This window comes from Neobacillus sp. Soil_C_43 (assembly GCF_057656715.1).
The window spans coordinates 556,167-577,404 of record NZ_JBDGJV010000001.1 but is presented as its reverse complement, the minus strand read 5'-3'; the positions used below and the strand labels follow the sequence as shown (position 1 = coordinate 577,404).

Below are 21,238 nucleotides of genomic sequence, written 5' to 3'. Positions count from 1 at the left end.
AGAAGTAAAATGAATGGAAAGTATATGTATATTGCCCTTTCTGCTTTGTTGGGCGTACTATGCGCTCTTGTAACGTTTTTTCCTTTCTTTATTCTAATGATTATTTATATGTATTTACTGTATCAATACAAAAGATTTTCGAAGGAACAAATAGCCCTCCTCGTGGTTATTTTTACAATCTCTCTGTTAATAGGAATGAGGGGGGAAAGAAAGAATCACTCTCTTATACCTGAATCTACCACAGCCTTTACTCTGGAATACATAGAAAATCCCAAAATTGATGGCGATACATTACAGGTAGAGATAAAGGAAAAATTCCACAATGAGAATCTCCTCCTACGTTACAAATTAAAATCAGAAAATGAAAAAATAAACCTTCAGAATAAAATTTTTTTTAGTCGGGTTTGCAGGGTATCGGGTTCCTTGAAAAAACCGGCGATGGCCAAAAATCCAAATGGATTTGATTATCGAAACTATCTCTCCAATAAGCGCATTCATTGGATACTTGAAACCAATGAAAATCCACTCCAACATTGTACTTCCATTCCGCCTTCATTACTGGTTACCTTAAAACAATTTCGTTTTACGGGTACGCGTTATCTTATCGACCATTTCCCTATTGAAATTGCTTCATTGTCTGCAGCTTTAATTTTTGGCGATAGGAGTTTACTGAATCCGGGCTTGCTTGGTAATTATCAAAGAACTGGCATCGTTCATTTATTAGCTATATCTGGACTTCATGTTTCCTTATTAATTGGGGTCGTTTTTTATTTGGGGCTGTGGGTAGGAATCACAAGGCAGTGGATGACGAATGTTCTTTTGGTGGCTATTCCTGTCTATGTAATCCTTACAGGGAGCTCTCCATCCGTGATTAGAGCTGGATTAATGATATTCCTTGTCCTGCTAACGACAAAATGGAAAAATAGACTTAAGCTTTTACCAATTGACGCAATATGTTTGGCCTTTATTATCTTTTTGTTTATAGATCCACTGGTCATTTTTGATGTTGGTTTTCAACTTTCTTTTTCAGTAAGCACGGCCATCATTCTGTCAGCTGGATTAATCATTTCTATTTATCAGCACAGTTTATTACGGATGTTAGTTACGTCTGTTATATCTCAATTAGCAGCCTTTCCATTTTTACTTTATCATTATTTTGAGCTTTCATTAGTCGGCATTATAGCCAACATGCTGTATATTCCTCTCTTTTCCTTTGTATATCTTCCAGGTGTTTACTTCCTCTTTGTCGTTCAACTGCTATTCAGTAATACTCCAATCATTCTTGTAAATAGTTTCTTGAAAATTATCTCCTTTTTTAATGGAGTCATCGATTATGCGGCAAAAATCCCTTTTGGGAGCTTTATAGCTGGTAGGCCCAATCTTATACTTTTAATAGTGGAAATCATCATTATATTTGCGGTCTTTTGTAATTGGGAAGAGATTACTTCATCCAAAGGGAAAAGACATCTTATTTTGTTGGGTATTATGCTTTTCAGTCTTCAAATGGAGTTAAAAAGATTTAATCCTTATGGAGAAGTGACTATGATTGACGTCGGGCAAGGGGACAGTATTCTAATTCAACTTCCTTTCCATAAAGGAACCATTCTGATTGATACAGGAGGAACGATGCAATACCATGTGGAAGAATGGAGGCAGCGAGCAAATCCTTTTGAAATGGGAAAAGATGTGGTAGTACCTTTCTTGAAAGGAAAAGGTGTTACAAAAATTGATAAACTAATTTTAACACATGGTGACATAGACCATATTGGAGGTTCCTTTTCTATTTTAGAAGAGCTTAAGGTCAAACAAATCTTAATACCCTCGGTCATCGCTCCGTCTGAAACAGAGCTTGATATCATTAAAATAGCTAAAAAGAAAGGGATACCTGTTATAAAAGTTGCGGCCGGGGATCATTTTAATATTGATGAATTTGAATTCTTTATCCTTTCTCCGGAAAGAAATTTTGCGGGTGAAAGAAACAGTGGGTCAATTGCCTTTGTTTCCAGCTTAGGGGGGCGGAATTGGTTCTTCGGGGGAGACCTTGATCAGGAAGGAGAAGAGAAAATTATTAAGAGATATCCACAAATAACAATTGATGTACTTAAGGCGGGACATCATGGAAGTAAGACATCGAGTGCGGAATTATTTATTCATCAAGTTAAACCAAAGACAGTTTTAATCTCTGCTGGTGAAAAAAATCGTTTTGGTCATCCACACCAAGAAGTACTTGAGCGGTTAAAAAAAGTCAATGCCACCATTTACCGAACTGATTTACAAGGAGCGATTACGTATCGTTTTTATAAACAGAAAGGAACCTTTTCAACCTTCTTACCATAAGATAAAGCATTCATAAGTAAATAAAAAAAGACTGCAAGGTAGCAGTCCTTGATTACGATATGTACCCTTCATTATGAACCGATAAGCTTAATAACAGTTGCGATAATGAACAATAAAGCAAAGAAGCCAAAAGAAACCCCAAATCCTACTCCAGAATCGATAGCGTCGTTACGTTTGCTTTGCACGTTTTTTTCAAATTGATTCACAATCTACCCCTCCTATTTTCAAAATATAGTATAAGCTATTTGGCTGAAAAAATCCAGCCTCCCTTTACCGTTTTCCTGTAATGACAAGAGTTGTCAAAATACTATGATTCACTTAAGGCTACACTATTATTACGTTAGGAACTCCGCCAGGCAATTACAGATCCTAGGGCTGAATATTGCAGGCGTTCATTATAGATCGGGAATTGGCACTTATTAGTTAAGTGCTAATTCCCTTTAAGTACTTGTCAAATCGTCCAAGCTTCATTACGATAAGATGTAAGTGAAATGAAGGGGAGCGCTGGACAATGGTATTGGATATTTGGAGGAGAATCAAAAAAAAAGAAATTGCTCCTATCTATTTATTATATGGAACAGAGGCATATTTAATCAATGAAACGAAGCAACTACTTCTTAACCATATATTAGACGAAGAAGAGAAGGACTTTAATTTTTCTGCATATGACTTAGAGGAGACTCCCATTGATGTGGCATTGGAGGATGCAGAAACGTTTCCTTTTCTAGGTGAAAAAAAAGTTGTTTTTTTACATAATCCCGTATTTTTAACTGCGGAGAAAACGAAGGAAAAGGTTGAACACGATTTAACTAAACTTGAAGCCTATTTGAAAGAACCAGCTCCGTATACGGTGATGGTTCTTTCAGCGCCATATGAAAAATTAGATGAGCGAAAAAAAATCACAAAAGAACTGAAGAGAAACGCAGAACTAGTAGAAGCTAAAAAGTTAAATGAACATGAGTTGAAAAACTGGGTGAAGGATCGTGCGGCAGGAAATGGAATTGAAATAGAGGCGAATGCTGTTGATCAATTACTGGCCTTAGTTGGAACAAATATGTTTATGCTAACCACAGAAGTGGATAAGTTGGCTTTGTATGCGGCAGACCATAAAAGAATTGATGTGGATTTAGTTGAAAAATTAGTGGCCCGATCTCTTGAACAGAATATTTTTACCTTAATTGAGAAAGTGGTTCAACGAAAATTGGATGAGGCACTACGGATTTATTATGATTTGCTAAAGCAAAATGAGGAGCCAATTAAAATCCTTGCCTTACTAGCCGGGCAATTTCGCTTAATTTATCAAGTAAAGGAACTCTCTAGAAGAGGGTATGGTCAACAGCAAATTGCTGGTTACTTAAAAACCCACCCGTTCCGTGTCAAATTAGCAAGTGGACAGGCAAATAAATTTACAGATGAAGAATTAGCTAAACTTATGGAATGGCTTGCTGAGGCAGACTATCAAATGAAAACCGGCGGTATGAACAAATCCTTGCTTATTGAGATGTTATTATTCCGTTTAAAAAAATAAAGCTCTTTTCGTAAACTTTGTTACTCTTTGTACTTTTTTGTTTCTGATTCTAAAGTAACTCCGGACAGAGATGGCGGAAAAAAGCGAAACATTGTCAGAAGGTAAGGCAACTTCGGACAGAGTTTCAGAAAACAGCGAAACACTGTCAAAAGGCGAGGCAACTTCGGACTATGATGGTTGAAAACAGCGAGACACTGTCAAAAGATAAGGCAACTTTGGACAGAGTTGGCAGAAAACAGCGAAACACTGTCAAAAGGCGAGGCAACTTCGGACTATGATGGTTGAAAACAGCGAGACACTGTCAAAAGATAAGGCAACTTTGGACAGAGTTGGCAGAAAACAGCGAAACACTGTCAAAAGGCCAGGCAACTTTGGACCGTGTTGCAGAAAGCGCCAGCGAAATATTGTCAGAAGGTAAGGTGAATTCTAACGGATTTAGTAAAAACAGCGAAACCTTGTCAAAAGAAGTGCGACCTCAATGGAAAACATAAGTATAAATAACAACAATCTTTGCGAAAACAGCAAAACATAAAAAAACGATTCCTGAGCGGAATCGTTTTTTTATTGCGCTCTATATTATAGAGCGTTTGATTTTTTCATTAGACGTGATTTTTTACGAGCAGCAGCATTTTTGTGGATAAGACCTTTTGCAGCAGCCTTGTCTAATTTACTAGCAGCACTTACTAATGCTTCTTTTGCAGCAGCAGCGTTGTTAGTTGAAACAGCAGCTTCTACTTTTTTAACAGCCGTACGCATTGCAGATTTAGCAGTTGTATTTTGAGCATTACGAGCTTCAGTTGTTTTAACACGCTTAATAGCAGATTTAATGTTAGGCATTACATTCACCTCCTACAAAGAATCGAGACTATATGAACTCGACTTTACATTCATCAATAATAATTCAGAACAAGAAGTATTTTATCAAACGATGGCCTATATTGCAATACACAAATGAAAAGTGATAATTATTTAACTTGCATGTTTTGAAGTGAAGAGGGCAAAAATAGGGAATAGTTTCTATTTTATGGAGAACATGTTAGGAGTGAAATATGAATGAGTATGAGTGAATCAATCGACTTAAGTCAATACTCGGTTAGAACTGACCTGGCCATTGAAGCAAGGGAAATGGTGATCGCTGGTAGAAAGGGGACTGTCGAGCAAGAGGAAGACCTTTCACAAATTGAGGGAGTAATAATTAAGGAAAAAGATGTTGACGATATAAAAATTTCTTTGGTTGAGGTAACTAAACAAGGAGAGCAGCAGCTCGGGAAAAAAGCAGGAAGATATTTAACGGTAGAGGTGCAAGGAATCCGTCAGCAAAACACAGACACACAGCACAAGGTAGAGGAAATATTTGCTAGGGAATTTGCTCATTTTCTAGAAGGGTCTGGAATTAAGAAAACGGACTCGTGCCTTGTTGTTGGACTGGGAAATTGGAATGTAACTCCTGATGCATTAGGGCCAATGGTTTGTGAAAACCTTTTAATTACAAGACATCTCTTTCAGCTTCAACCTGAAAATGTGGAGGAAGGGTATCGATCTGTAAGTGCCTTGGCTCCTGGAGTGATGGGACTAACAGGGATTGAAACAAGTGATATTATTTTCGGTGTAGTAGAAAATACAAAACCGGACTTTGTAATCGCTATCGACGCCCTAGCATCTAGGTCAATCGAAAGGGTTAATTCAACTATCCAAATCTCTGATACAGGTATTCACCCTGGTTCAGGTGTCGGTAATAAAAGAAAAGAACTTAGCAAAGAAACGTTAGGGATTCCTGTTATAGCTATTGGAGTTCCAACGGTGGTGGACGCAGTTTCCATTACTAGTGATACGATTGATTTTATCCTGAAACACTTTGGTAAAGAATTGAAGGAGGGCAATCGCCCTTCAAGAGCGCTGGCACCAGCAGGTATGAGTTTTGGTGAAAAGAGAAAGTTAACCGAGGAAGATTTACCTGAAGAAAAACATCGGAAAACCTTTCTCGGAATTGTTGGCACCCTGCCAGATGATGAGAAAAGAAAGTTGATTTATGAGGTACTTGCACCAATTGGCCATAACTTAATGGTTACTCCAAAGGAAGTTGATGTTTTCATTGAGGATATGGCGAACCTCATTGCAAATGGCTTAAACTCATCGCTTCACACGGCTGTTGATCAGGAAAACGCCGGATATTATACAAAATAAAATTTTCTTAGGGGGGCTTGGTTTTTAACCATTAGCCCCTTTTTAGAACAGCTTTAGCTGTTATTTATGGTTCTACCAATTCTAGTATTGTCATAAGATTTACTAGAATCGTTTAAGCGGGGTGGAACTATGAAAAATGCTAGAACATCTGGAACGTTTTTTATCGTCCAAGGGACAAGCTTATTTAAAATAATCGCTGCTCTGTTACTCTTTATCATATTGATTTTTTCTATAAGCGGCCTTTTAACGTCACTCAAGCCACAATATAGGCTGATGTCATCTTCTGTAAACCAAGCTGCCACAAATGTGAATGGAGAACTCCTCTACCAACTGATGGGCTGGGAAAATCACCATTTTCTAAAGGTGGAAAATAATGGGGCTGCAACACCTACGCTTACCAATTTGGTTTTTAAACTATCTAGTAATATTAATTTGAATGACCCACGAAGTCTTCTTGGAAGAGAACTCCCAGGATTCTATCAATTTGATGGAAAAATTCTTGTGGCAGGAGAGGGCACTAATTATACCAATATGCCAATTGAATCAGCACCGCCCATTGAGATTATGAAGGCAGAACGGGAAGCGGCATTACAAAATCTTGAAGGATTAGATAAGCCAACAAACGAGAATCCTTCTACAACGCCAGGGCAAACGACGGGAGATCGACAAGTCGTCTATGTTTACTTCTCGCATAATCGGGAATCCTATTTACCATATCTGAAGGGTGTAACCAATCCAAATCTGGCTTATCATTCTCAAATTAATGTCACAAAGATTGGTGACCAGCTTAGGACGAGTCTTAAGGATAGAGGAATCGGAAGTTTTATTGATAAAACAGATATCCAAGCAAACTTAAATAAAAAAGGTTGGAAATTTCCAAGATCTTATGAAGAATCACGATCAGTTGTCCAAACAGCCATGGCCTCTAATAAAGATTTGCAGTATTTTATTGATATTCATCGAGATTCACAACGGAAGGACAAAACAACAGTATCGATTAATGGAAAACCGTATGCTAAGCTTGCGTTTATTATTGGAGGTAAAAACCCCAATTATGAGAAAAATGCAAAGCTAGCAACAGAACTGCACAATCTTTTACAGAAAAAATATAAGGGATTAAGCAGAGGCGTTATGGTTAAAAATGAAGCTGGATCAAATAGTATCTATAACCAAAACCTATCATCCAATGCCATTCTAATTGAGTTTGGCGGGGTAGATAATACGTTTGAAGAGTTAAACCGTTCTGCGGATGCTCTTGCTGAAGTATTTAGTGAGTACTACTGGCAGGCAGAAAAGGTGAATCAGGATGTTAAGCAGTCAACTGATAAACAATAAGTGAAAGGGAGCAGTTGTATGAAGTTATTTATGCTTAAAAGCGTTGGTATTGCCGCTCTCATGCTAATCTCTGTTTTAACAGGCATGCAATTAGCCAATAACGGAATTCATAAAATGAAAGGGTACGACGATCCAAACTTTCATCAGGCTGTTAGTTTAAATGAAACCGATAATCACATAAGTGCCTCCATATTGGGTAATGATATTTCCAGTCATGATATTGAAGCAAAGAAGAAGAAGCTTGAGGAGATTAGCGCCTATAACTTCTTTTCCTCAATGGGGAAAAAAATGTCTGATGGGATATCAAATGCCTCTGAAAATCTGATTCAAAAAATAACGAAATAAAGCTAAAGCGGTGCCTAAGAAGGTGCCGCTTTTCGAATTTAATTGAATCTCGAATGCTCTACTGATATAATCAAAAATAGTGTACATGTGCGAGTATAGTAGGAGTGAAAGACCATGAACAGAGAAGAAAAACTCAAACGACAATCAAAGATCAGAAATTTTTCCATTATCGCTCATATCGACCATGGAAAATCAACATTGGCTGATCGTATTTTGGAAAAAACAAATGCATTAACATCGCGTGAGATGAAAGACCAGCTTTTGGATTCCATGGATCTTGAAAGGGAACGCGGGATTACCATCAAGTTAAATGCTGTACAGTTAAAATATAAAGCGAAAGATGGAGAAGAATATATTTTCCATTTAATTGATACACCAGGGCATGTTGATTTTACGTACGAGGTATCAAGGAGTCTTGCTGCTTGTGAAGGGGCTATATTAGTCGTCGACGCAGCACAAGGAATTGAAGCACAGACACTAGCAAACGTATATCTTGCCTTGGATAACGACCTTGAAATTTTACCTGTTATTAATAAAATTGACTTACCAAGTGCCGAGCCAGAGAGAGTTCGGAATGAAATCGAAGAGGTTATCGGCTTAGATGCATCTGAGGCCGTTTTAGCTTCAGCTAAAGCTGGAATCGGCATTGAAGATATTCTTGAACAGGTCGTGAAAACAGTTCCAGCTCCAACAGGAGACCCGGAAGCGCCATTAAAAGCCCTGATTTTTGACTCGTTATATGATGCATATCGTGGCGTTGTTGCCTATGTTCGTGTAGTAGAAGGGTCTGTAAAAGTCGGCGACAAGATTAAAATGATGGCAACAGGAAAAGAATTTGAAGTTAACGAAGTGGGAGTTTTCACTCCAAAAGCTACACAACTTAACGAATTAACAGTTGGAGATGTTGGCTTCTTAACTGCATCTATTAAAAATGTCGGTGACACTCGTGTTGGTGATACCATTACAAATGCGAAAAACGGAACGACTGAAGCGCTTCCTGGTTACCGGAAATTAAACCCGATGGTATATTGCGGACTTTATCCGATTGATACAGCTAAGTTTAATGATCTGCGTGAAGCCCTTGAAAAGCTTCAATTGAATGATTCTGCTCTTCAATTTGAACCAGAAACGTCACAAGCGCTTGGTTTCGGTTTCCGTTGTGGATTCCTTGGACTTCTTCATATGGAAATCATTCAAGAAAGAATTGAACGTGAATTCAAAATTGATTTAATTACAACTGCACCAAGTGTTATCTACCATGTCTACATGACAGATGGTACAAAAGTAAATGTAGACAACCCTGCTAACATGCCTGAACCACAGAAAATTGACCGCGTAGAAGAGCCGTATGTTAAAGCGACAATGATGGCTCCAAATGATTATGTTGGTGCTATCATGGAACTTTGTCAGTTAAAGCGCGGGAATTTTATTGATATGCAATACCAGGGCGAGAACCGGGTTAGTATCGTTTATGAAATTCCATTAGCGGAAATTGTCTATGATTTCTTCGATCAGTTGAAATCCAGCACAAGGGGCTACGCTTCTTTTGACTATGAGTTGATTGGTTACAAACCATCTAGCCTGGTTAAAATGGATATATTACTAAATGCAGAACAAGTCGATGCATTAAGTTTTATTGTTCATAAAGACTTTGCTTATGATCGTGGTAAGATTATTGTTGAAAAGCTGAAGGAATTGATTCCAAGACAACAATTTGAAGTTCCTATACAGGCCGCCATCGGTCAAAAAATTGTTGCTCGCTCTACGATTAAGGCGATGCGTAAAAACGTGTTAGCGAAATGTTACGGGGGAGATATTTCCCGTAAACGTAAATTACTTGAAAAGCAAAAAGAAGGTAAAAAACGGATGAAACAAGTAGGGTCTGTTGAAGTACCGCAGGAAGCGTTTATGGCTGTACTAAAGATGGATGACAATAGTACAAAAAAATAATAACTAATTGGAGGTTAGGACATGCCTGTAGCAGGCATTCTAGCCTCTTTTTGTTACTAGCATAAGGAAGTGTTAAAAATGATAAAAGCTGCCTATCTTCATATCCCTTTTTGTGAGCATATTTGTCATTATTGTGATTTTAATAAAGTTTTTCTAAAAGGGCAGCCAGTTGAGGAGTATTTAAAAGCACTTGATCAAGAAATGAAAATTACTCTTGCAAAGTATCCAACCAATCAATTAGACACCATTTTTGTTGGGGGTGGAACACCTACCTCATTAAATGAACAACAGCTTTTTACATTTTGTGAGAGCATAAATAAAAACCTTCCTACAAGTAATGCTGTTGAATTTACTTTTGAAGCAAATCCGGGTGATTTATCCATTGAAAAATTACAAATATTAAAGAATGCTGGGGTAGACAGGATCAGCTTGGGCGTTCAAACCTTCAACGAAGAACTTTTAAAAAAAATCGGTCGTGTCCATAAAGCTAAGGATGTCTATCAAACCATTGAGAGTGCCAAAAGAGTAGGTTTTGAAAATATCAGCATTGATCTAATCTTCAGCCTGCCTTCGCAGACAGTCGATGACTTTAAAGAATCATTAACGCAAGCTTTTTCGCTCGATATCAATCATTACTCTGCATATTCATTAATCATTGAACCGAAGACTGTTTTTTATAATCTATTAAAAAAAGGGAAGCTCCCCACCCCTGGGGAGGATATAGAAGCAAAAATGTATGAGGTATTAATGGATGAAATGGAAAAACATGGATTCCGTCAGTATGAAATAAGTAATTTTTCTAAGCCTGGTTTTGAGAGTAAACATAACCTGACGTATTGGAATAACGAATATTATTACGGGTTTGGCGCTGGGGCACATAGCTATGTCAATGGGTTTCGACGCTCGAATTCAGGCCCATTAAAAAAATATATGGACCAAGTAAATAGCGGATTGCTTCCGGTTTTGGATGATCATCAAGTTACAAAAGCAGAACAAATGGAAGAAGAAATGTTCCTTGGATTGCGTAAAACAGAAGGAGTTTCCATTTCTCATTTTATTGAAAAATTCGATCAGGACCCATTACAGTTATTTAAAAAGGAAATTACTGAATTAATTAGTAAGCAATGGATAGAAGTGAAGAACGATAATATATATTTAACTAAAACGGGTCGTTTTTTAGGAAATGAGGTTTTCCAGGCCTTTTTGGGCGCGGTCTAGTCAATCTGTCACAAATATCGGCTTTCTTTTTAATTGACACCATCCCCCCTTTTTTGATAATTTATTAATATAATTAGCACTCGGTAACTATGAGTGCTAACAGAGGTGATGAATGTTGCTAACAGATCGTCAATTGTTGATTCTTCAGGTTATTGTTGATGACTTTATTCGATCTGCTCAACCAGTCGGCTCAAGAAGCTTGTCGAAAAAAGAGGATATTTCCTTTAGCTCAGCTACGATTCGCAATGAAATGGCCGACCTAGAAGAGTTGGGGTATATTGAAAAAACTCATACCTCCTCAGGAAGAGTTCCGTCTGAAAAAGGTTATCGGTATTATGTTGATCATTTACTCTCACCGCAGGCATTAAATCAGCAGGATGTTTCCATTATTCAATCGATTTTTGCCGAAAAAATTTATGAGTTTGAGAAAATTATTCAAAGGTCTGCAAAAATACTTTCTGAATTAACCAATTACACATCAATTGTGCTTGGACCGGCTACTAGTATCAATAAGCTGAAAAGAATTCAGATTATTCCTTTGAATAAGGAAACAGCGGTAGCCATCTTTGTTACAGATACAGGTCATGTTGAAAACAGAACCTTTTCCTTACCTGCCTCTATTGATGTGAGTGATCTGGAAAAAACAGTAAATATTCTGAATGACCGTCTTGCTGGTGTTCCGCTAGAAGATTTGAACGACAAAATTTACAAAGAAGTTGCCATGCTGCTTAGACAGCATATTCATAATTATGATTTGATGCTGCATACAGTAGCAGATTCACTAAAAATGCCAGTCACTGAAAAACTTTTCTTTGGTGGAAAAACAAATATGTTAAGCCAGCCTGAATTTCATGATATAAGTAAAATCCGTACTTTACTAACCATGATTGACCAAGAAGAGTGGATTTACAATTTAATTCGAAAAGATTCAGCTGGGATTCATGTCAAAATAGGAACAGAAAATAATATCAGTGCTATGGATAATTGTAGTTTGATTACTGCTACTTATTCTGTTGGAGTTGAAAAGTTAGGTACGATTGCCATTCTGGGTCCAACCCGAATGGAATATTCACGTGTCATTGGCCTGCTCCAATTGTTAAGTAACGACTTGACGGCGGTTTTGACAAGATTGTATCAAACCAAGTAGGACTGGCAATATTGAGTAAGGGTGAAATTCCTTATGTTTCACCCCTTTTCTGTGAGAAATAATTTGACTATAAATAGTAGATGCTTTAAGGGAGGTGAGTAAGTTGACAAATGAAAAAACCAATTCATTAAATGAAGAAGTAGAAATTGAGAGTGCTGACCAAGTTGAACTTACCGAGGATCAAGCGGTTTTAAATGAAGAGCAAATTTCAGATGAAACGGCGGTAGACCCTGGTGAGGAGTATATAAAACAAATCCAAGTGCTTAAGGATAAGTTAGAGGAAGCAGATAATCGTTATTTACGTCTTCAAGCCGATTTTGATAATTTCCGTCGTCGCACTAGATTAGATTTAGAAGCGAGCGAAAAATATAGAGCACAAAAACTTATTACTGATTTACTACCTGCATTAGACAACTTTGAAAGAGCAATGCAGGTTGAGGCAGACAATGAACAAACAAAAGCATTACTTCAAGGGATGGATATGGTATACCGAAGTTTGGTAGATGCCTTGAAAAAGGAAGGTGTGGAACCAATCGAAGCAGTGGGTAAAGAATTTGACCCGCATCAACACCAAGCAGTAATGCAGGGGGAAAATGAAAACTTTGGTTCTAACATTGTTACTGATGAATTTCAAAAAGGTTATTTACTAAAGGATCGAGTGATTCGACCATCCATGGTAAAAGTAAATCAATAAAGACTACATATTATTTTTTTAGGAGGAAAAGGCAATGAGTAAAATTATTGGTATCGACCTTGGAACAACAAACTCTTGTGTGTCTGTACTTGAAGGCGGAGAGCCAAAAGTTATTCCTAATCCAGAAGGTAATCGCACAACTCCATCTGTTATTGCATTTAAAAATGGCGAGCGTCAGGTTGGGGAAGTAGCAAAGCGTCAAGCCATCACAAACCCAAATACGATCATGTCCATTAAACGTCATATGGGTACGAACTATAAAGTTGGAATTGAAGGCAAGGATTATACGCCACAAGAACTTTCAGCTATCATTCTTCAATATTTAAAATCTTATGCTGAAGATTATCTTGGCGAACCTGTGACAAAGGCTGTTATTACAGTACCAGCTTACTTTAACGATGCGGAGCGTCAAGCAACAAAGGATGCTGGGAAAATTGCTGGTTTAGAAGTAGAGCGTATTATCAATGAGCCTACAGCAGCTGCACTTGCCTATGGTTTGGATAAGACAGACCAAGATCAAACTATTTTAGTTTACGACCTTGGTGGCGGTACATTTGACGTTTCTATCCTTGAATTAGGTGACGGTGTTTTCGAAGTAAAATCAACTGCTGGTGATAATCGTCTTGGTGGAGATGATTTTGACCAAGTCATTATTGATTACCTTGTTGACCAGTTCAAAAAAGAGAATGGCATTGACCTTTCACAAGATAAAATGGCTTTACAGCGTTTAAAAGATGCGGCTGAAAAAGCGAAAAAAGATCTTTCTGGTGTAACATCCACACAAATTTCTTTACCGTTTATCACAGCCGGCGCTGCTGGTCCACTTCACCTTGAAGTGACAATGTCAAGAGCGAAATTTGATGAATTATCCGCTCCTCTTGTTGAACGGACAATGGGTCCAACTCGTCAAGCGTTAAGCGATGCAGGATTAACTGCTTCACAAATTGATAAGGTAATCCTTGTTGGTGGTTCAACTCGTATTCCAGCTGTCCAAGAAGCGATTAAAAAGGCTACAGGACAAGAACCTCATCGTGGAGTGAATCCAGATGAAGTAGTAGCGATGGGTGCTGCTATTCAAGGTGGAGTCATTACGGGTGATGTAAAAGACGTAGTATTACTTGACGTAACTCCTCTTTCACTAGGTATTGAAACAATGGGTGGAGTATTCACTAAGTTAATCGATCGTAATACAACGATTCCAACATCTAAATCACAAGTATTCTCGACTGCTGCGGATAACCAAACAGCTGTTGATATCCATGTCCTTCAAGGGGAACGCCCAATGGCAGCAAACAACAAAACGCTTGGCCGTTTCCAGTTATCGGATATCCCACCAGCACCACGTGGCATTCCACAAATCGAGGTTACTTTCGATATTGATAAAAACGGTATTGTAAATGTTCGTGCGAAGGATCTTGGCACAAATAAGGAACAACAAATTACTATTAAATCATCTACAGGACTTTCTGATGAAGAAATCCAAAAAATGGTTAGAGAAGCGGAAGAAAACGCAGAAGCAGATAAGCAGCGTAAAGAAGAAGTGGAGCTGCGTAATGAAGCAGATCAGTTAGTATTCCAAACTGAAAAAACAGTTAAAGATCTTGAAGGTAAGGTAGACGCTGCTGAAGTTGCCAAAGCAAACGAAGCTAAGGATGAACTAAAGCAAGCGATTGAGAAAAACGATCTTAATGAAATTCGTTCGAAGAAGGATGCACTTCAAGAAATCGTTCAAGCTTTAACAGTTAAGCTTTATGAACAAGCGGCACAAGCTCAACAACAGGCAGGCCAAGAAGCAGGTAATGCTGGGGGCAAAGACGATGTAGTTGATGCGGAATTCGAAGAAGTAAAAGATGACAAATAAGTTGTTGGCTAACTAACAAGAGAAAAGTCAAAGTCAGTCTATGGGCTTTGGCTTTTTCTCTGTAATAAACATAAGTATTTTATTGCAATCTTCATCTTATGGGTGATAGAATAATCTTTATGTGAAAGATTCGGGAGTGGTAATCATGAGTAAACGGGATTACTATGAAGTGCTTGGTGTCAGTAAGAGTGCTTCAAAGGATGAGATAAAAAAAGCGTATCGTAAGCTCTCTAAACAATATCATCCTGATATTAATAAAGAGCCTGATGCGGCAGATAAGTTTAAGGAAATTGCGGAAGCATATGAAGTATTAAGCGATGATCAAAAAAAGGCGCATTATGATCAATTCGGTCATACGGATCCGAATCAAGGATTCGGTGGCGGAGCTGATTTTGGTGGCGGCTTTGGTGGGTTTGAGGATATTTTTAATACTTTCTTCGGAGGGGGCGGCGGCTCAAGAAGACGTGACCCGAATGCACCTAGACAAGGTGCTGACCTCCAGTATACAATGACAGTTTCTTTTGAAGAAGCAGCATTTGGAAAAGAAACCGATATTGAAATTCCTCGGGAAGAAACATGCGAAACATGTAGTGGTTCAGGTGCTAAACCTGGTACTAATCCTGAAACATGTAATCACTGCCATGGATCAGGTCAATTAAATGTGGAACAAAACACTCCATTTGGCAGGATTGTGAATCGTCGTACATGTCATTATTGTAATGGTACCGGAAAAGAAATCAAACACAAATGTTCAACCTGCGGTGGTGCTGGTAAGGTAAAGAAACGTAAGAAAATTCACGTCAAAATTCCTGCTGGTATTGATGATGGTCAGCAACTTCGAGTATCTGGCCAAGGGGAAGCGGGAATGAATGGGGGACCAGCTGGAGATCTTTATGTAGTATTCCATGTCCGTCCACATGAGTTTTTTGAAAGAGATGGCGACGATATTTACTGTGAAATGCCAATCACCTTTGTTCAGGCATCTCTAGGAGATGAGATTGAAGTACCTACTCTTCACGGGAAAGTTAAACTGAAGGTTCCAGCTGGTACACAAACAGGTAAAAAATTCCGTCTTAAGGGTAAGGGTGTTCCAAATGTCCGTGGCTATGGTGTAGGTGATCAGTACATTATCGTGCAAATCATCACCCCAACTAAGCTATCAGACAAACAAAAGCAACTTCTTAAAGAATTTGCAGAACTTAGCGGTAATTCACCAATTGGTGAACACGAAGAAAGCTTCTTCTCAAAAGTAAAACGTGCATTTAAAAGCGAGTAAGGATTGGAGTTGGTAGATGTGAAATGGTCTGAAATCAGTATTCACACAACAAATGAGGCGATTGAACCTATTTCTCATATTTTGCATGAAGCTGGGGCGAGCGGTGTAGTCATTGAGGATCCATTTGAGTTGACGAAAGAACGGGAAGATCAATTCGGAGAAATCTACCAACTTAATCCCGATGATTACCCGGAGGAAGGGGTAATCGTCAAAGCTTATTTACCCGTTAACAGCTTCCTTGGTGAAACCGTTGATGCCATAAAAGAATCAATCAATAACTTAATTATTTATAATATTGATATCGGCTTAAACAAAGTAACTATTAGTGAAGTGAATGAAGAAGAATGGGCAACAGCTTGGAAGAAGTATTATAACCCTGTAAAAATATCTGAAAAGTTTACGATCGTTCCTACATGGGAGGAATATACTCCAGTCAGTAGTGATGAACTAATTATTGAATTGGATCCAGGTATGGCCTTTGGTACAGGAACACATCCAACGACCGTAATGTGTATTCAAGCTATAGAACGAACTGTTAAGTCTGGGGACCGAGTAATTGATGTAGGGACAGGATCCGGTGTATTGAGCATAGCAGCAGCCATGCTTGGTGCAGAAGATATTAGGGCCTTCGATCTAGATGAAGTAGCAGTTACGCAGGCAAGGCTTAATATTAAGCTTAATAAAGTGCACCCTTTAGTTAAGATATCCCAAAATAACCTGCTGGACAATGTTGAGGAAGGTTCAGCAGATGTTATTGTTGCCAATATTTTAGCTGAAGTTATTTTGCGGTTTACTGATGACGCAGCCCGTGTGATTAAGCCGGGTGGTGCATTTATTACATCAGGGATTATTAAGCAGAAAAAAGACCAAGTAAAAGAAGCATTAGTGAACTCAGGATTTGAAATTTTAGAAACAATCTTAATGGAAGACTGGGTTGCGATTATTGCAAAGAGGGTATAATGATGGAAAAAAGGGGTGTTTGTTCCCCTTTTTTTTATTTCTGTCTTTTAAATTAATCGCTTCTTTAGTAAAATAAAGAGTAAAATGTTTTAGAGAGGGTGCATTGTGTGCAACGTTACTTTGTTAAACAACGAGCAAATGATGATCGTTTTTTAATTGATGAGGAAGATCGTCATCATATTGTAAAGGTTATGCGCATGCAAATAGACGATCAAATTATTTGTGTTGATCCTGAAGGGAAACAGGCTATTTGCAGGCTTGCAGAAATTACCGATGAAAGAGTCGTTGCAGACGTTGTACAATGGAAAGAAGAGTCTCCTGAACTACCGATAACAATTACGATTGCTAGCGGCTTGCCCAAGGGGGACAAGCTTGAATGGATTATTCAAAAAGGTACTGAATTAGGAGCACATCAGTTCCTCCCTTTTGCTGCTGCTCGTTCAGTAGTGAAGTGGGATGAAAAAAAAGCAGCGAAAAAAATAGATAGATGGCAGAAAATTGCCAAAGAAGCTGCGGAACAATCCCATCGTGCGGTAATGCCAGAAATTATTAGCCCGATGACATTTAAAGCTTTATTGGGAAAAAGTAAGGAATACCAATATAAATTGGCTGCCTTTGAAGAAGAAAGTAGAAAAGGGGAGGCGTCTGTTTTTGCTTCTACTTTGAAGCAAATGAAACCAGGGGAGTCCCTTCTTATCGTTTTCGGACCAGAAGGCGGTTTAGCAGATGAAGAGGTAAAGTTATTACAGGAACATGGGTTTAAACTTTGCGGGTTAGGCCCACGTATTTTACGAACGGAAACTGCTCCACTGTATACAATGGCGGCTATTTCCTATCATTTTGAATTATTGAGGTGAGGTTCCAATGGCAACAGTCGCGTTTCATACACTTGGATGTAAAGTGAACCATTATGAAACTGAAGCAATTTGGCAGTTGTTTAAACAAGAAGGCTACGAAAGAGTGGAATTTGAATCCATCTCCGACGTTTATATTATTAATACATGTACAGTAACCAATACAGGCGATAAGAAAAGTCGTCAGGTGATTCGTCGTGCTGTAAGAAAGAATCCTGATGCGGTTATTTGTGTAACAGGTTGTTATGCTCAAACATCGCCTGCAGAAATCATGGCTATTCCAGGTGTTGATATTGTTGTAGGTACACAAGACCGTGTGAAAATGCTTGAATATATTGAGCAATATAAAGCTGAACGACAACCTATTAATGGTGTCGGGAATATTATGAAGAATCGTGTGTATGAAGAGCTAGATGTTCCTTCTTTTACTGATCGAACACGCGCATCATTAAAGATTCAAGAAGGTTGTAATAATTTCTGTACCTTCTGTATTATTCCTTGGGCAAGAGGGTTGATGAGATCACGGGATCCAAAAGAAGTAATTCGTCAAGCGCAGCAGCTAGTGGATGCTGGGTATAAAGAAATCGTGTTGACAGGTATTCATACTGGCGGTTACGGAGAAGACATGAAGGATTATAACCTTGCTATGCTGCTCCATGATTTAGAGGCTCAAGTTAAAGGGATTGAGCGTCTTCGTATCTCTTCAATCGAAGCGAGTCAGATTACGGATGAAGTGATTGAAGTCATTAAACATTCAAATATTGTCGTCCGTCATTTACACATTCCATTGCAATCCGGTTCTAATTCTGTCTTAAAAAGAATGCGACGTAAATATACGATGGAATTCTTTGGAGAAAGACTGGAGCGACTTAAAGAAGTTCTTCCAGGGCTTGCTGTTACTTCAGATGTAATTGTTGGATTCCCTGGAGAAACAGAAGAAGAATTTATGGAAACATTTAATTTTATTAAAGATCATAAATTCTCAGAATTACACGTATTCCCTTATTCTAAACGTACAGGAACACCAGCCGCACGTATGGAAGACCAAGTAGATGAAGAAGTGAAGAATGCGCGGGTTCACCGTTTGATTTCTCTTTCTGACCAGCTGGCTAAGGAATATGCTTCTCAATTTGAGAACGAAGTATTAGAGGTCATTCCAGAAGAGGAATACAAAGAAGAAGGAATGACAGGTATGTTTGTTGGTTATACCGATAATTACTTAAAAGTAGTATTCCCTGCTACTGAAGATATGGTTGGTAAAATTGTAAAAGTAAAACTTACTAAAGCGGGTTACCCGTACAATGAGGGACAATTTGTTCGAGTAATTGAAGATACGGCATTCGTGAAAGAAGAAGTTTTTACTAAAGAAGAAGCTGCTATTTAAGGACCCATTTGGGTTCTTTTTTTAATTTAAGTAGGGCATACTACCTTTAGCAGCAAAAAATTTCTTTCTGAACCACGTAAGAGTGTTTTCATTTCGAAGTGAAATCGGAGGGAATAAAAGCATATGGCTACGACGAATGTTGCTGCAATGATAGATCACACTTTGCTAAAACCAGAAGCGACGAAAGAACAAATAGAGACATTGTGCCAAGAGGCGATAGAAAATAAATTCTTTTCGGTATGTGTGAATCCAGTGTGGGTTCGAACCTCGAAGGAATTAGTAAAAAACAGTGGAGTAAAAGTCTGTACTGTTATTGGATTTCCATTAGGGGCATCGACTTCAGAAACTAAGGCATTTGAAACCATAAATGCGATTGAAAATGGTGCAGATGAAGTTGATATGGTAATTAATATCGGTGCACTTAAGGACCAAAACGATACCTTGGTAGAAAGTGATATCAGGGCCGTTGTCGAAGCAGCAAAAGGCAAAGCACTTACTAAAGTGATTATTGAAACAAGTCTCCTAACGAAGGAAGAAAAAATTCGCGCCTGTGAGATATCAGTTAAAGCGGGGGCAGATTATGTTAAAACTTCTACAGGATTTTCAACGGGTGGTGCCACGTTTGATGACATTGCCCTTATGAGAAAAACGGTAGGACCTACGATTGGAGTCAAGGCATCCGGTGGTGTAAGAAGCACAGAGGATGCGCAAAAAATGATTGAAGCAGGTGCTACAAGAATCGGTGCAAGTTCAAGTGTGGATATAATAAGGGGACTCACGGTAACCTCAGGATACTAGAAAAGACGGCCTAATTGCCGTCTTTTCTTTATATTTTTTTAGGCGGCCTGTCATGAAAAAATAAAATCATTTTCCCAAATTTCTCTGCAAAAGGTAAGACGAGTAACGAGGTGGCAATATTAAAAATTACACTTATATGTGCTAACTGAACCTCGATGCGACTTGCCAGCAGGTTTGCATGCTCATTAAGCATAGGAATCAGCGGAATAAACAACAAGACCCCGAAGACATTTAACCAAACATGTGCAAATGCTGCCAATCGGGATTCTTTACCACCACCTATAGAAGCGATCACCGCTGTAATACAGGTACCAATATTAGCACCAAGCACAATCGCAATTCCAGCATCAAGCTGTAACAAACCAGCTGTTAAAAAGCCCATGGCAATCCCAGTCATAGCTGTACTTGATTGGATAATAGCTGTGATGATGGTCCCTGTTAATAAACTTAAAAAGATATGATCATTAATAGATAAGATAAAGTTATGAATGATGTTCATGGACGTTAATGGCTGTGCTAGTAGTTCAAAGCCCTTCATGGCTGTAAACACAGAAGCAATCCCAAAAAGAAGCATCCCAATACTACGAGCCTTTTTGTTTTTAAATAATATTAGGAATGCTCCACTTACTGCTAGTGGTACCAAAGCCGCATCAATATTAAAGGTAATAAGTTCTGTCTTAAAGGTAGTCCCAATATTTGTTCCAAGAATAATTCCAATCGATTGAGGAAAGGTCATAATTCTTGCGGAAATCAACCCAATGGTAATAACCATTACCGCAGAGCTACTCTGTAAAAGGGCCGTGATAAAAGTTCCTGTCAGCATTCCTTTTAATGGTGTACTTGTTAGCTTGATTAGCCACGTTTTTAATTTATTTGCTGATAAATTGAATAAGCCAAATCGTATAATTGTCATTCCGAAAATAAATATTAAGATACAAAGAATAAATAAAAATATGTAAAGCATGTCTTATGCCCCCTTCCCCTTCATTCTATGGTCATTGGGAGAGGGACATGCCACTTTTCATGGGAAATAGAGACAAGTATTAGCAATAATTCTATAAATTTTAAAAAGCATGTTTTATCCTAGCGAAATTCAGTTGACCTTGTTTCAAGGTTATATTATAATTGCAAGGTACATGGATTGAATGTAAGTGTGTTGTGTTTCGGAGGGAGGGAAAGAGAATGTCTAAAACCGTCGTTCGTAAAAACGAATCGCTTGAAGATGCTCTTCGTCGCTTCAAACGTACAGTATCAAAAACTGGTACTTTGCAAGAGGCAAGAAAGCGCGAATTTTATGAAAAGCCAAGTGTTAAACGTAAGAAAAAGTCTGAAGCAGCTAGAAAACGTAAGTTTTAAGAGAGGGTGTA

The 21,238-nt window shown here is 38.3% G+C and carries 19 protein-coding genes; 16 read left to right on the top strand and 3 right to left on the bottom strand.

Annotation, left to right across the window (positions count from 1 at the left end; genetic code table 11):
* Window positions 1–9: 9 nt before the first annotated feature.
* Window positions 10–2,337, top strand: coding sequence for a DNA internalization-related competence protein ComEC/Rec2 (locus tag AC3A54_RS03060; protein WP_487653281.1), 2,328 nt, complete (start codon window positions 10–12; stop codon window positions 2,335–2,337).
* A 71-nt stretch (window positions 2,338–2,408) separates the two neighbouring features.
* Here AC3A54_RS03060 and AC3A54_RS03055 read toward each other — a convergent pair whose 3' ends face one another.
* A complete protein-coding gene (locus AC3A54_RS03055; protein ID WP_307286666.1) occupies window positions 2,409–2,543 on the bottom strand; it encodes a YqzM family protein in 135 nt (44 codons plus the stop codon).
* A gap of 305 nt (window positions 2,544–2,848) precedes the next feature.
* Between AC3A54_RS03055 and holA the strand changes: the two genes are divergently transcribed.
* Complete coding sequence (gene holA / locus AC3A54_RS03050; RefSeq protein ID WP_335544025.1) at window positions 2,849–3,865, top strand: DNA polymerase III subunit delta; 1,017 nt, start codon at window positions 2,849–2,851, stop codon at window positions 3,863–3,865.
* A gap of 576 nt (window positions 3,866–4,441) precedes the next feature.
* Here holA and rpsT read toward each other — a convergent pair.
* Window positions 4,442–4,702 (bottom strand): 30S ribosomal protein S20, encoded by a 261-nt coding sequence (gene rpsT / locus AC3A54_RS03045; RefSeq protein ID WP_487653280.1) that lies wholly within the window; start codon window positions 4,700–4,702, stop codon window positions 4,442–4,444.
* Between the two features lie 222 nt (window positions 4,703–4,924).
* Here rpsT and gpr point away from each other — a divergent pair, with 222 nt between their 5' ends.
* The 13 genes from gpr (at window position 4,925) to deoC (ending at window position 19,871) form a co-directional block, all read left to right on the top strand.
* Entirely contained in the window at window positions 4,925–6,049 is a 1,125-nt protein-coding gene (gene gpr, locus AC3A54_RS03040; RefSeq protein ID WP_308084122.1) for a GPR endopeptidase, read from the top strand.
* A 129-nt stretch (window positions 6,050–6,178) separates the two neighbouring features.
* A complete protein-coding gene (gene spoIIP / locus AC3A54_RS03035) occupies window positions 6,179–7,384 on the top strand; it encodes a stage II sporulation protein P (RefSeq protein ID WP_487653279.1) in 1,206 nt (401 codons plus the stop codon).
* 18 nt (window positions 7,385–7,402) lie between these two features.
* Window positions 7,403–7,729, top strand: coding sequence for a YqxA family protein (locus AC3A54_RS03030; protein WP_335544023.1), 327 nt, complete (start codon window positions 7,403–7,405; stop codon window positions 7,727–7,729).
* 114 nt (window positions 7,730–7,843) lie between these two features.
* On the top strand, window positions 7,844–9,679 hold the full coding sequence (lepA, locus tag AC3A54_RS03025) for a translation elongation factor 4 (protein ID WP_308083115.1): 1,836 nt from the start codon (window positions 7,844–7,846) through the stop codon (window positions 9,677–9,679).
* A 78-nt stretch (window positions 9,680–9,757) separates the two neighbouring features.
* On the top strand, window positions 9,758–10,897 hold the full coding sequence (gene hemW, locus AC3A54_RS03020; RefSeq protein ID WP_487653278.1) for a radical SAM family heme chaperone HemW: 1,140 nt from the start codon (window positions 9,758–9,760) through the stop codon (window positions 10,895–10,897).
* A 115-nt stretch (window positions 10,898–11,012) separates the two neighbouring features.
* Window positions 11,013–12,044, top strand: a complete 1,032-nt coding sequence (hrcA, locus tag AC3A54_RS03015; protein ID WP_487653484.1) for a heat-inducible transcriptional repressor HrcA — start codon at window positions 11,013–11,015, stop codon at window positions 12,042–12,044.
* A gap of 103 nt (window positions 12,045–12,147) precedes the next feature.
* Window positions 12,148–12,738: a nucleotide exchange factor GrpE gene (gene grpE / locus AC3A54_RS03010; RefSeq protein ID WP_335544020.1), complete on the top strand. Its 591-nt coding sequence runs from the start codon at window positions 12,148–12,150 to the stop codon at window positions 12,736–12,738.
* Between the two features lie 34 nt (window positions 12,739–12,772).
* Window positions 12,773–14,599, top strand: coding sequence for a molecular chaperone DnaK (dnaK, locus tag AC3A54_RS03005; protein ID WP_308083118.1), 1,827 nt, complete (start codon window positions 12,773–12,775; stop codon window positions 14,597–14,599).
* Between the two features lie 145 nt (window positions 14,600–14,744).
* A complete protein-coding gene (dnaJ, locus tag AC3A54_RS03000; protein ID WP_335529576.1) occupies window positions 14,745–15,875 on the top strand; it encodes a molecular chaperone DnaJ in 1,131 nt (376 codons plus the stop codon).
* Between the two features lie 18 nt (window positions 15,876–15,893).
* Window positions 15,894–16,835 (top strand): 50S ribosomal protein L11 methyltransferase, encoded by a 942-nt coding sequence (gene prmA / locus AC3A54_RS02995; protein WP_487653277.1) that lies wholly within the window; start codon window positions 15,894–15,896, stop codon window positions 16,833–16,835.
* Window positions 16,836–16,942: 107 nt separating this feature from the next.
* Complete coding sequence (locus tag AC3A54_RS02990; protein WP_487653276.1) at window positions 16,943–17,692, top strand: 16S rRNA (uracil(1498)-N(3))-methyltransferase; 750 nt, start codon at window positions 16,943–16,945, stop codon at window positions 17,690–17,692.
* A 7-nt stretch (window positions 17,693–17,699) separates the two neighbouring features.
* Entirely contained in the window at window positions 17,700–19,073 is a 1,374-nt protein-coding gene (gene mtaB, locus AC3A54_RS02985; protein WP_335544018.1) for a tRNA (N(6)-L-threonylcarbamoyladenosine(37)-C(2))-methylthiotransferase MtaB, read from the top strand.
* Between the two features lie 123 nt (window positions 19,074–19,196).
* Complete coding sequence (deoC, locus tag AC3A54_RS02980; protein WP_487653275.1) at window positions 19,197–19,871, top strand: deoxyribose-phosphate aldolase; 675 nt, start codon at window positions 19,197–19,199, stop codon at window positions 19,869–19,871.
* Window positions 19,872–19,899: 28 nt separating this feature from the next.
* Here deoC and AC3A54_RS02975 read toward each other — a convergent pair whose 3' ends face one another.
* A complete protein-coding gene (locus tag AC3A54_RS02975; RefSeq protein WP_487653274.1) occupies window positions 19,900–20,835 on the bottom strand; it encodes a Na/Pi symporter in 936 nt (311 codons plus the stop codon).
* 218 nt (window positions 20,836–21,053) lie between these two features.
* Here AC3A54_RS02975 and rpsU point away from each other — a divergent pair, with 218 nt between their 5' ends.
* The gene (gene rpsU, locus AC3A54_RS02970; RefSeq protein WP_007087607.1) at window positions 21,054–21,227 is read left to right on the top strand and encodes a 30S ribosomal protein S21; all 174 of its coding nucleotides are present in this window, start codon (window positions 21,054–21,056) and stop codon (window positions 21,225–21,227) included.
* The last annotated feature ends 11 nt before the right edge of the window (window positions 21,228–21,238 follow it).

Bases quoted from the DNA above. Each gene is read 5' to 3' on its own strand.
- AC3A54_RS03060 (WP_487653281.1), top strand. From the start codon at position 10: ATGAATGGAAAGTATATGTATATTGCCCTTTCTGCTTTGTTGGGCGTA.
- holA (WP_335544025.1), top strand. From the start codon at position 2,849: ATGGTATTGGATATTTGGAGGAGAATCAAAAAAAAAGAAATTGCTCCT.
- rpsT (WP_487653280.1), bottom strand. From the start codon at position 4,702: ATGCCTAACATTAAATCTGCTATTAAGCGTGTTAAAACAACTGAAGCT.
- gpr (WP_308084122.1), top strand. From the start codon at position 4,925: ATGAGTGAATCAATCGACTTAAGTCAATACTCGGTTAGAACTGACCTG.
- spoIIP (WP_487653279.1), top strand. From the start codon at position 6,179: ATGAAAAATGCTAGAACATCTGGAACGTTTTTTATCGTCCAAGGGACA.
- AC3A54_RS03030 (WP_335544023.1), top strand. From the start codon at position 7,403: ATGAAGTTATTTATGCTTAAAAGCGTTGGTATTGCCGCTCTCATGCTA.
- lepA (WP_308083115.1), top strand. From the start codon at position 7,844: ATGAACAGAGAAGAAAAACTCAAACGACAATCAAAGATCAGAAATTTT.
- hemW (WP_487653278.1), top strand. From the start codon at position 9,758: ATGATAAAAGCTGCCTATCTTCATATCCCTTTTTGTGAGCATATTTGT.
- dnaK (WP_308083118.1), top strand. From the start codon at position 12,773: ATGAGTAAAATTATTGGTATCGACCTTGGAACAACAAACTCTTGTGTG.
- dnaJ (WP_335529576.1), top strand. From the start codon at position 14,745: ATGAGTAAACGGGATTACTATGAAGTGCTTGGTGTCAGTAAGAGTGCT.
- mtaB (WP_335544018.1), top strand. From the start codon at position 17,700: ATGGCAACAGTCGCGTTTCATACACTTGGATGTAAAGTGAACCATTAT.
- deoC (WP_487653275.1), top strand. From the start codon at position 19,197: ATGGCTACGACGAATGTTGCTGCAATGATAGATCACACTTTGCTAAAA.
- AC3A54_RS02975 (WP_487653274.1), bottom strand. From the start codon at position 20,835: ATGCTTTACATATTTTTATTTATTCTTTGTATCTTAATATTTATTTTC.
- rpsU (WP_007087607.1), top strand. From the start codon at position 21,054: ATGTCTAAAACCGTCGTTCGTAAAAACGAATCGCTTGAAGATGCTCTT.